Here is a 10,641-nt window from a genome sequence, read left to right on the forward strand (position 1 = left end):
CCCGGGCCATGCCGCTGTTGTGCTGCGGAAGGTCATGGGACCGGTATTCGACTTCGGTCTGGGTGAGCTGCATGTAGGCGTCTTCAAGGGACGCCTGGAGCGGTGTCAGCTCATAGACGAGCACGTTCTCGCGCAGCGCCACTTCCGCGATCCTGCGAGCGTCCAGGCCCATGACTTCCAGCAGTTCGGGTTCGAGGAGATTCGAGGAAACACCCTCTCCGGCGATCGCCGCCAGAAGATCCTGCGGGCGGTCGGCACGGACGCGGACACGCGCCTGGTTGTCACCGTCGATGATGTCCTTGATCGGAGCATCAGCGATGATGCGCCCCCGCCCGATCACGATGAGGTGGTCGGCGGTCAGGGCCATCTCCGACATCAGGTGCGACGAGAGAAAGACGGTGCGTCCTTCGGCCGCGAGGCCCTTCGCAAGATGGCGCACCCACTGGACGCCCTCCGGGTCCAACCCGTTCACCGGCTCGTCGAGGATCACGGTGTGCGGGTCTCCGAGGAGTGCGCAGGCGATGCCCAGGCGCTGTCCCATCCCGAGGGAGAAACCGCCCACGCGCTTCTTGGCCACGGGGCCGAGTCCCGTCAGCTCGATGACATCCTTCACACGGCTGTTCGGAATGCCGTGGGTTGCGGCCATCGCACGGAGGTGGTTGTAGGCGGAGCGTTTGGTGTGGACCGCCTTGGCGTCGAGCAGTGCTCCCACTTCACGCAGCGGCGCTCTGTGGTCGGCGTAGGGCCGCCCGTTCACGCTGACCTTTCCCGACGTCGGGGTATCCAGCCCGACGATCATGCGCATCGTCGTGGACTTCCCGGCGCCGTTCGGGCCGAGGAACCCCGTCACCCTGCCCGGATGGACGGTGAAGGAGATGTCATCTACTGCGGTCTTGGATCCATAGCGTTTTCCCAGGCCGTGTGCCTCGATCATTCCGGTCCTTCCCATCGATACTGCCTGCATCCGGCAGACAAACCGCACTGGTTCAACTCTAGGCCGGTGGCACACAGGAGTAACCGGCCCCGGGGATGATCCAGCGGGAGATCCGTACCTCTTTGGGATGATGGACCCACCCGGGTAGGCGGACCGCTCCTACCGAGAGCTGATCGAGGCGAATTTCCGGATACAGAGGGGCACGAAGATGATGAGCATCAAGGCTGCACCGAGAAGCACTGTCAGAAGGGCATTCTGCATGGGCCAGACGTCGGGGACCGGCGCCGACCCCACGTTCCCGAACAGTTCCCGCGCGGCCTGCACGAAGGCCGAGACGGGGTTCCAGTTCGCGATGGTCTCCAATGGGCCGGGCAGGGTCTGGCTCTGCACGAAGGCGTTGGAGATGAAGGTCAGGGGGAAAAGGATCATGAAGGAGGCGTTGTTGATCGTTTCCGGTGATTTGACCGACATGCCGAGCAATGCCATCACCCAGCTGAAGGCGTAGGAGAAGAGGAGGAGGAGGGCTACCCCTCCCAGGAAGCTCCCCACCGAAGCATTCACTCTCCAGCCCACGAGGAAGCCCGTGGCCATCATGATGAGCACCGAGATCGCGTTGAGCACGAGGTCACTGTTGGTCCTGCCGATGAGCACCGAAGACGAACTCATGGGAAGGGTGCGGAAACGGTCGATGATGCCGTCCTTCAGGTCCTGTGCCATGGCGGCCCCGGAGAACGTCGATCCGAAGATGACGGTCTGAGCGAAGATCCCTGCCATCAGGTACTGGGTGTAGTCCGTGCCCTCGACCTCGATGGATCCGCCGTAGATCTGGCTGAACAGGAGGACGAACATGATGGGCTGCAGGACGGCGAAGATGAGCATGTCCGGCGAGCGCTTCAACTTCGTCAGGTTCCGCTTGGTGACGGTCCAGCCGTCAGAGACCCACATGGCACCTGCGCTCGGCGCCACCGGCTGCTGTGCGGGCTGTTTCGGTGGCGCAAGGACACTCATGTTGCCTTCTCCTTCTGGGTTTCGCTGTCCGAGAGGTTTTCCTGGTTCTCCGTCTCCTCGGCGCGGCGACCCGTGAGCTTCAGGAAGACGTCGTCGAGGCTGGGGCGCCGCATCCCGGCGTCGTGAAGTTCAATGGCTCCCTGGCCAAGATCGGCCAGGATGTACTGAAGGGCACGGGGCCCGTTGATGACGGGCACCTCGACGGTGCGTCCGTCGTCGGCGAGGGACGGCGGACCGTCACCGTGGCGGCCCAGCACCTCGAGGGAGGCCGCGGCATCGACTTCGTCCACAAGGGTCACCACCACCCGGTGCCCGCCGATCTGCGCCTTCAGCTTGTCGGCGGTTCCTTCGGCGATCACTTTCCCGCCGTCGATCACGGCGATGTCGTCGGAAAGCTGGTCCGCTTCCTCGAGGTACTGGGTGGTGAGGAGCAGCGTGGTGCCGTCGTGAACGAGGTTGCGGATGATGCCCCACAGGGAAAGCCTGCTGCGGGGGTCGAGGCCGGTGGTCGGCTCGTCGAGGAAGAGGATCTTCGGATTGATCACCAGCGCTCCGGCGAGGTCGATCCGGCGCCGCATACCGCCGGAGAACCCTTTGACCGGTCGATTGCCGGCCTCGGTCAGCTCGAACTGGTCGATCAGCTCCTGCGCCCGGCGCTTCGCGGTGCGCGCCCCGAGGTGATAGAGCCGGCCCACCATCTCCAGGTTCTCGAAACCCGTGAGGTTCTCGTCCACTGCTGCGTACTGGCCGGACACCCCGATGATCCGCCGCACCGACTTCGGGTCGGCAACCACATCGATTCCGTCGACGACGGCGGTGCCCCGGGTGGGTTGGATCAGCGTGGTGAGGATCTTGACCACAGTCGTCTTTCCCGCTCCATTGGGGCCCAGCAAAGCCTTCACAGTGCCCTGCGGAACAGAGAGATCCATGCCGTCAAGCGCATGGACCGGGCCGCTCTTCGACTTGTAGGTCTTGCGCAGGCCGTGCGCCTCGATGATCGTCATGCGACAAAGCCTAGGACTCCCCGGCCCCGCGGCACTACGAAATCAGGTCAGGTCCTGTCCTTATCCAGCGGTGCCCGATGGTCGGCCGGCGCTGGTACTTCCCGCTCACGGGCTGCAGGTGCAACAAGGAAGGACGCAAGGACCGCCACTCCCACCGCCAGCAGGGCATTGCGGATGCCGACAGCGTCACCGAGATAACCGAGCAACGGAGGTCCTGCCAGGAAAGCCGTATATCCGATGGTGGATACCACCGAGACCCGTGCCGCTGCCCGCGTCGGGTTGTCGGCGGCCGCCGACATTCCCATGGGGAATCCGAGTGCGGCGCCGGTGCCCCACAGGATGGCCCCCAGAGCGGCCAGGGGGAGATTGGGGGCGAAGACGAAGACCACCAGACCTACCAGTGACGCACCGAGACTCACCTGCAGCACCCTCACCCTCCCGAAACGGTCGATGAAGCTCCCGCCGATGAAGCGGAACGCGGTCATCGCCGCGACGAAGACCGCGAACATCACGGCGCCGAAGCTCTCGCTGGCGCCAAGGCCGTCGACGGTCGCCTTCGCCACCCAGTCATTCGCCGCACCCTCGGTGAGTGCGGCGCCGAGGACGACCAGTCCGATCAGCAGCGTGCGGGGCTCCCGCCACGCGTCGAGTCTTCCGGGGACAGGACCAGCCCCGGTGTGGGCGGGATGGCCGGCTTCGGGAAGGAAGTACCGAGGAATCCACAGGGAGACACACAGCGACACGATCGAAACCCCGACCAGATGCGCCGGCAATGAGACCTCGAGCGCCGACAGTACGGCACCCACCATCGCCCCGACGAAAGCGCCGCCGCTGAACGCGGCATGGAAGCGCGGCATGATGGTCCGCCGGAGCTGGCGCTCCACGTCGGCACCCTCGATATTCTGGGCGACGTCCCACAGCGCGACTCCCGAGCCGAAGAGGAACAGTCCGACGCCGGTCAGGGGCACCGATTCCAGCCACAGTCCGGAAGCCACAGCCCCTGCCGCCATGGCAGCTGCCGCCCCGCCGAGGCGCACCGTATTGGCCGTTCCCACGCGAGCCGAGATCGATCCCGCAAGTGGAAGGGAGATGACGGATCCCACTGCACCGACCAGCAGCAGTGACCCGATCTGGCCCGAGGACAGGCCGAGGATCGAGGAAGCCGCGGGAATCCGTGCCGCCCAGCTGGCGAAGACCAGGCCGTTCAGACCGAAGATCGCGTAGGTGGCCCACATGGCCGGTCGAAGGTTGGGATTCACCCTGCAACGGTAGCAATGGCTCAGGGGCGCCCCCAACTCCACTGCCCGGTTCGAACGGTGGGTTCTCAGCGCGCCCGTTCCACCCGGCCCTCGTCCCACACCGGCGCCTTCGATTCGTACACCTTTCCATCCGCTCCGAAGACGAGGAACCGGTCGAAGCTGCGCGCGAACCAGCGGTCGTGGGTCACGGCGAGGACGGTGCCCTCGAACGCGTCGATAGCCCGTTCGAGGGCTTCGGCGGAATGCAGGTCGAGGTTGTCGGTAGGCTCGTCGAGCAGCAGGAGCGTTGCCCCCGAAAGCTCGAGCAGGAGGATCTGCAGCCGTGCCTGCTGGCCGCCGGACAGCGAGTCGTAGACCTGCTCCGACTGGCCCGCCAGGCCGTAGCGGTCAAGGACACCAGACGCCGCTTCGCGCCCCAGCCCCGAGCGGTGTTCATCCCCGCGGTGCAGGATGTCGAGCAGGGTGCGTCCCAGGAGATCAGGGCGCGAATGCGTCTGGGCGAAGAACCCGGGACGGATGCGCGCGCCGAGCTTCACGGAACCCTCATGCGGCACCTCCGCGATGTCGACGTCGGACACCGGCAGGTGCTCCTTGTCCGGATCGGTTCCGCCGCCCGCGAGGAGCCGCAGGAAGTGGGACTTGCCCGACCCGTTCGAGCCCAGCACCCCCACGCGGTCGCCGAACCAGATCTCCGAGCTGAACGGCTTCATCAGCCCTGTCAGCTCAAGCTTCTGCGCCACGACGGCGCGCTTCGCCGTCCGGCCTCCCCGCAGGCGCATGCTGACGTTCTGTTCCATCGGGATCGCCTCGGGCGGGCCCGCTTCGAGGAACTTCGCCAGCCGGGTCTGGGCGGCGTGGTACCGGTTCGCCATATCCGAGCGGAAAGCCGCCTTGTTCTTGTACATGTTCACCAGCTCTTTGAGCTTGAGGTGTTCCTCGTCCCACCGCTTCCGCAACTCCTCGAAACGTGCGTTGCGGTCGGTGCGGGCCTTGAGGTAGGTCTCGAAGCCACCTCCGTGCGTCCAGGAGGAGGCGCCCGATGCTCCCGGTTCGAGGGTGACGATGCGCGTGGCGGCATTGGCGAGCAGTTCGCGGTCGTGGCTGACGAACAGCACCGACTTCTTCGACTCGTTGAGTTTCGCCTCGAGCCAGCGCTTTCCGGGCACGTCCAGGTAGTTGTCGGGCTCATCGAGCAGCAGGAGCTCGTCCGGTCCGGTGAAAAGTGCCTCCAGCACCAGCCGCTTCTGCTCGCCACCGGACAACGACGACGCCGCCCGGTGCTGCGCGCGCTCGAACGGCACGCCGAGGGCCGCCATGGTCACTTCGTCCCAGGTGGTCTCGAGCTCGTATCCTCCGGCGTCACCCCAGTCGGCGAGCGCCTGGGCGTACTTCATCTGCGTGGGTTCGTCGTCGGCCTCCATCATGGAGAGTTCGGCGTCGTCGACCCCCTTCGCCGCCGCGGCGAGCGCAGGGGGAGCCGCGGAGACGAGGAGGTCCCGGACCGTCGTGTCGTCGCGGACCTGCCCCACGAACTGGCGCATGATGCCCATGTTCCCCGAGCGGCTCACCGCTCCCTCATCCGCGCGGAGGTCGCCGGCGATGATGCGCAGCAGGGTCGTCTTGCCCGTTCCATTGGGTCCGATCAGCGCGGTCTTGTGCCCCTCGCCCACCTTGAACGACACCGCATTGAGGAGCTGCCGGCCGTCGGAGAGGAAGTAATCGATGTTGGAGACGTCTAGGTGTGCCACTGCCCAAGTCTTTCATCCGCTGGCAAACCCTGACCGGGAACCGGGATGGAGAATAGGGTGGCGGGATTCATCCGGTCGGAGCTGCACCCAGGGGGATCATCCGGTAGCCCACGCCCCGAACGGTCCGGATGAAGCGGGGCGTGCTGGCATCCTCGCCGAGTTTCTTCCGGAGATTGCGGATGTGCACCTCCACCAGGTGGTGATCCTGCCCCCAACCGTCTCCCCACACGCGGCTGAGCAATGATTCCCGTGTCCACACGCGCTGGGCTCCCGTGAGCAGGGTTTCGAGGAGGTCGAATTCAATGCGCGTCAGGGCGAGTTCGACGCCGTCGAGTGTCACCACCCGTCCCTCGACATCCACAAGGAGCCCGTCGTGCCGGAGCACCGCGTTCCCGTCGGACGGCGGCACCGCCTGCTGGGGGCCGGTGCGGGGCCTGCGGAACATGGCGCTGACCCGGGCGGAGAACTCGCGGGGGCTGAAAGGTTTGCCGATGAAATCGTCGGCCCCGATCTCGAGGCCGATCAGCCGGTCGATCTCCTCCTGGCGTGCGGTCACCATCACGATGTAGGCGTCGCTGAGGGCGCGGGCCTGGCGGCACACTTCCACGCCGTCCAGATCCGGCAGGTTCAGGTCCAGGGTGATGAGGTCCGGCTGGTGTGCGCGGACCAGGGCAAGGCCTTCGTGTCCGTTCGGTGCTTCGAAGGTGAGGAATCCGTTCATGCGCAGGGTCGCGGACAGCAGGTCCCGAATATCCTGGTCATCCTCGACAACGAGGGCAGTGCGCTGCGGCGACGGATTGGGCATACCTCTACATTGCCAGAAAAGGGCGCGGAATATTGCCCACTCTTGAACGAAGCTTGAACCTGGCCCTGTAAACGTGCCCGATGCTGTGCCCGTAGAATTTTCCGGTGACCACACCCACCGCGCAGTCCCTCAACGTCCTCGGCCAGACCCTCAGGTTGCACTCAAGTACTGCGCCGGGAATGCCCGGGCCGGCGTTCGTCCTGGTGCACGGAATCGGGATGTCACACCGCTACCTCACGCGACTGCATGATCAGCTCTCCGCGACGGCCGACACCTATTCCCTCGACCTTCCCGGCTTCGGCCCCAACCCACGACCCAGCCGGACCGTGTCGGTCGAGGAGCACGCTGCCATCCTGGTGCAGGTGCTGCTGGACGCCGGCGTGTCGCGCTGCGTCCTGGTGGGGCACTCCATGGGTACGCAGATCGTTGCCGAAGCGGCGCTGCAGGCCCCGGAGCTGGTTGCCGGCGTCGTCCTGATCGGCCCGGTGGTGGACCGGCGGCGACGCCGCGTGCTGCGGCAGGCGTTGGCCCTGGCCCACGACTCCCTGCGTGAAGCGCCCTCGGCGAACCTGATCGTCTTCACGGACTACCTCCGGACCGGCCTACGCTGGTACCTTCGCGAACTGAAGCCCATGATGACCTATCCGCTCGAGGACAAGATGCCCGCGCTGACGTGCCCCGTGCTGGTCCTCCGGGGCTCCCGGGATCCGGTGGCGCGCGAGGAGTGGTGCCGTGAACTCGCAGAGGCGAGCCCGGCGGGTAAGCTTCAGGAGATCGAAGGCCACCCCCATGTAGTGCAGCACAGCGCTCCGGCTGCCGTGGCCGGACTGATCCGGACTTTCGTACGGTCGATTCCTTCCCGCGCTGAAGCACAGTAGGTCTTGCGACAAGCTTCAGCGGCGCCATAGGGGAAACTTGAAGATTGAAGTGGATAGTAGAAAGATAACGCACCTGGCCGGCCTCTCCGCAGCGAAGCCGGCCAGGTGTTCCAAAGACTGGGAAGAAGTACCGACATGCCTGACATGAACGAGTGGTCAACGAGCCGCCTCCTCACCACCGCCGCACGGCTCGTGGATCATGCGTGGAACGAGCGCCTGCTCGATATCGGCATCACCCATGCGGGCTACACGACGCTCGGGGTCCTCTCCCGCGAAGGAACCATGACCGGCGCCAAGCTCGCGCTGGCGGTGCACGTGCAGGCACAGACCATCGGCAAGACGATCGAGAAGCTCGAGCGCCAGGGCTTCATCTCACGCATCCGCGACACGATGGACCGCCGCAGCCAGCGGGTCACCATTACCTCCGCCGGCACCGAGGCGCTCGTCAAAGCCGAGAACATCGAGCGGACGCTCATGGCGGGCGAGGGCCTCGAGTCCTTCGAACTGCGCGCCCTGCTCCGTGGCATCGTCGGTGAGCTCGCCCCCCAGCGGCAGAAGCTTGTTGCCGCAGCAGTCTGATCCGCGCTGGTAGGCACTCAGTGCCGCGCCGGGCTGGCGGGAAGCACGGGCCGAGTGCAGCGAGATCTGGTACTGCGAATCGGATGATCAGCTGCGCATCGAACGCCTGATCGACCGCCATGTCCGGTTCGGCAAATCCCCTGCCGCTGCCCGGTCCTGGGTTGAACGCGTGGGCGAGGCGAATGCGCGCCTGGTCGCGGCGACCCGCAGCAACGCCGACCGGATCGTCGACGCCGCCGTTCTTGGGCCGCTCAGCACTCCACCACGTTGAGGGCCAGGCCGCCGCGTGCTGTTTCCTTGTACTTGTCCATCATGTCCGCGCCGGTGTCGCGCATCGTCTTGATGGCGACGTCGAGGGAGACGTGGTGCTGACCGTCGCCGCGTACCGCCATGCGGGCCGCCGTGATCGCCTTCATGGCTCCGACGGCGTTGCGCTCGATGCAGGGAATCTGGACGAGCCCGCCCACCGGATCACAGGTGAGCCCGAGGTTGTGCTCGATCCCGATCTCCGCCGCGTTCTCCACCTGCTCCGGTGTTCCTCCCAGGACCTCCGCCAGCGCTCCGGCAGCCATCGCGCAGGCCGAACCCACCTCGCCCTGGCAGCCGACCTCGGCACCCGAGATCGATGCGTTCCTCTTGAACAGCGAACCGACGGCGGTGGCGGCGAGCAGGAACCGCACCACGCCGTCGTCGTCGGCTCCCGGCACGAAGTCGACGTAGTACTTCAGGACAGCGGGAATGATGCCGGCCGCACCGTTGGTGGGAGCCGTGACCACGCGCCCGCCGGCGGCGTTCTCCTCGTTGACGGCGAGCGCGAACAGCGTGACCCACTCCATGGTTCCGAGGCGGTCGTTCGGATCGTTCGCTTTCTCGAGCAGCTCGAGTTGGCGCGCCGCCCGGCGCCGGACTTTGAGCCCACCGGGAAGGATTCCGCCGGTGGAGGTGCCGCGGCGGATCGTGTCCTGCATGACGTCCCAGATCTCCAGCAGACCGGCCCGCACTTCCGCCTCGGTCCGCCAGGACAGTTCATTGGCGAGCACGACGTCGGAGAACGACATGCCGGTGGCCTTGCAGAGTGCAAGGAGCTGGTCTCCTGTGGTGAACGGATGCGAAACGGGAACGGGCTTCTCGGTGGCTGATTCGGATCCGATCTGGTCCTCGTCCAGCACGAATCCACCGCCCACCGAGAAGTAGTCCCGGGCCCTGAGCAGCTCGCCGGTGGAGCGGAAGGCCTCGAACCTCATGCCGTTAGTGTGGTAGTCGAGGCGCTCCCTGCGGTGCAGGATCAGATCCACCTTCGGGTCGAAGCGGATGGGCTTCTCCCCTGCCAGCCTGAGCGACGAGGATTCGCCGATTCCGTCGACGCGTGCATCAGCGGTGGTCGGGTCCACCAGGTGCGGCTGCTCCCCCTCGAGCCCCAGGAGGACCGCCTTGACCGTCCCGTGACCGTGGCCGGTGGCCCCGAGTGACCCGAAGAGCTGCACATGCAGGCGGTCCACGCTTCCCAGCAGGCCTTCTGCGCGGAGCAGCTCGGTGTAGAGGAACGCAGCCGTCATGGGCCCGCCGGTGTGGGAACTCGACGGGCCGATGCCTATCTTGAAGAGATCGAAGGCGCTGATGGTCACGGGGTGCCTTGTCCGGTGGGCTGCCGCAGGAACGGCGTGACGCCGTCATAGAGCGGGTGTGCCTCGGCGAGCTCGGCCACACGCGCGGCGAGCCCTGACAGGTCGGCTCCCTCCTCCGCGGTGAGGGCTGCGGCGATGATGTCGGCAACCTCACGGAAGGCGTCGTCGCCGAAACCGCGGCTCGCCAGGGCCGGAGTGCCGATCCGGAGGCCGGAGGTCACCATCGGTGGCCGCGGATCGAAGGGGACTGCGTTGCGGTTGACCGTGATGTCGATCGTGGCGAGGCGGTCCTCGGCCTGCTGCCCGTCGAGCTCGCAGTTCCGCAGGTCCACGAGGACGAGGTGCACGTCCGTACCACCACTCACCACGGAGATCCCGACGGCTGCGACGTCGGGCTGCATGAGCCGGTCGGCGAGGATGCGTGCGCCTTCGAGCACCCGCTGCTGGCGTTCGGCGAACTCCTCGGACGCCGCGATCCGGAAGGCGACGGCCTTTCCGGCGATGACGTGCTCGAGCGGACCGCCCTGCTGACCCGGGAACACTGCCGAATTGATCTTCTTCGCGATGTCGGCGTCATTGCTGAGGATGATTCCGCCGCGGGGTCCCGCAAGGGTCTTGTGCGTCGTGGAGGTGGTGACGTGGGCGTGCGGAACCGGGGAAGGGTGCAGCCCTGCCGCGACGAGGCCGGCGAAGTGGGCCATGTCCACCATGAGGTACGCCCCGACGGAATCCGCGATCTCCCGGAACCGGGCGAAGTCGAGTTGGCGGGCGTAGGCGGACCAGCCTGCCACGATCAGCTGC

10 protein-coding genes are annotated in these 10,641 nt (G+C 66.3%); 2 read left to right on the forward strand and 8 right to left on the reverse strand.

Annotated elements, in window-relative coordinates; all coding sequences use genetic code 11:
- The 6 genes from Y705_RS0104755 to Y705_RS0104780 all read right to left on the reverse strand — a co-directional run.
- Nucleotides 1-934: ABC transporter ATP-binding protein (locus tag Y705_RS0104755; RefSeq protein ID WP_026532016.1), on the reverse strand; the 934-nt coding region annotated here is incomplete at its 3' end.
- Between the two features lie 159 nt (nt 935-1,093).
- A complete protein-coding gene (locus tag Y705_RS0104760) occupies nt 1,094-1,942 on the reverse strand; it encodes an ABC transporter permease (protein ID WP_081737791.1) in 849 nt (282 codons plus the stop codon).
- Nucleotides 1,939-2,946 carry a daunorubicin resistance protein DrrA family ABC transporter ATP-binding protein gene (locus Y705_RS0104765; RefSeq protein WP_026532018.1) on the reverse strand — a complete coding sequence of 336 codons (1,008 nt, stop codon included), beginning with the start codon at nt 2,944-2,946 and terminating at the stop codon, nt 1,939-1,941. Before Y705_RS0104765 ends, Y705_RS0104760 begins: the two co-directional genes overlap by 4 nt.
- Nucleotides 2,947-2,993: 47 nt before the next feature.
- Entirely contained in the window at nt 2,994-4,181 is a 1,188-nt protein-coding gene (locus Y705_RS0104770) for an MFS transporter (protein WP_049822286.1), read from the reverse strand.
- 89 nt (nt 4,182-4,270) lie between these two features.
- Nucleotides 4,271-5,953: an ABC-F family ATP-binding cassette domain-containing protein gene (locus Y705_RS0104775; RefSeq protein ID WP_026532020.1), complete on the reverse strand. Its 1,683-nt coding sequence runs from the start codon at nt 5,951-5,953 to the stop codon at nt 4,271-4,273.
- Nucleotides 5,954-6,020: 67 nt separating this feature from the next.
- Nucleotides 6,021-6,758: a response regulator transcription factor gene (locus tag Y705_RS0104780; RefSeq protein WP_026532021.1), complete on the reverse strand. Its 738-nt coding sequence runs from the start codon at nt 6,756-6,758 to the stop codon at nt 6,021-6,023.
- 104 nt (nt 6,759-6,862) lie between these two features.
- Between Y705_RS0104780 and Y705_RS0104785 the strand changes: the two genes are divergently transcribed.
- Together Y705_RS0104785 and Y705_RS0104790 are read left to right on the forward strand one after the other, a co-directional pair.
- Nucleotides 6,863-7,636 (forward strand): alpha/beta fold hydrolase, encoded by a 774-nt coding sequence (locus tag Y705_RS0104785; protein ID WP_026532022.1) that lies wholly within the window; start codon nt 6,863-6,865, stop codon nt 7,634-7,636.
- A gap of 135 nt (nt 7,637-7,771) precedes the next feature.
- On the forward strand, nt 7,772-8,215 hold the full coding sequence (locus Y705_RS0104790) for a MarR family winged helix-turn-helix transcriptional regulator (protein ID WP_026532023.1): 444 nt from the start codon (nt 7,772-7,774) through the stop codon (nt 8,213-8,215).
- 251 nt (nt 8,216-8,466) lie between these two features.
- Here the strand turns inward: Y705_RS0104790 and Y705_RS0104795 are convergent, their stop codons facing one another.
- Together Y705_RS0104795 and Y705_RS17490 are read right to left on the reverse strand one after the other, a co-directional pair.
- Complete coding sequence (locus Y705_RS0104795; RefSeq protein WP_026532024.1) at nt 8,467-9,840, reverse strand: L-serine ammonia-lyase; 1,374 nt, start codon at nt 9,838-9,840, stop codon at nt 8,467-8,469.
- A partial coding sequence (locus Y705_RS17490; protein WP_155849930.1) for a serine hydroxymethyltransferase occupies nt 9,837-10,641 on the reverse strand: 805 nt, incomplete at its 5' end. The genes Y705_RS17490 and Y705_RS0104795, both read right to left, overlap by 4 nt.

This window comes from Arthrobacter sp. H41, from assembly GCF_000520535.1.
In the GTDB taxonomy this organism is placed as follows: Bacteria; Actinomycetota; Actinomycetes; order Actinomycetales; family Micrococcaceae; genus Arthrobacter_D.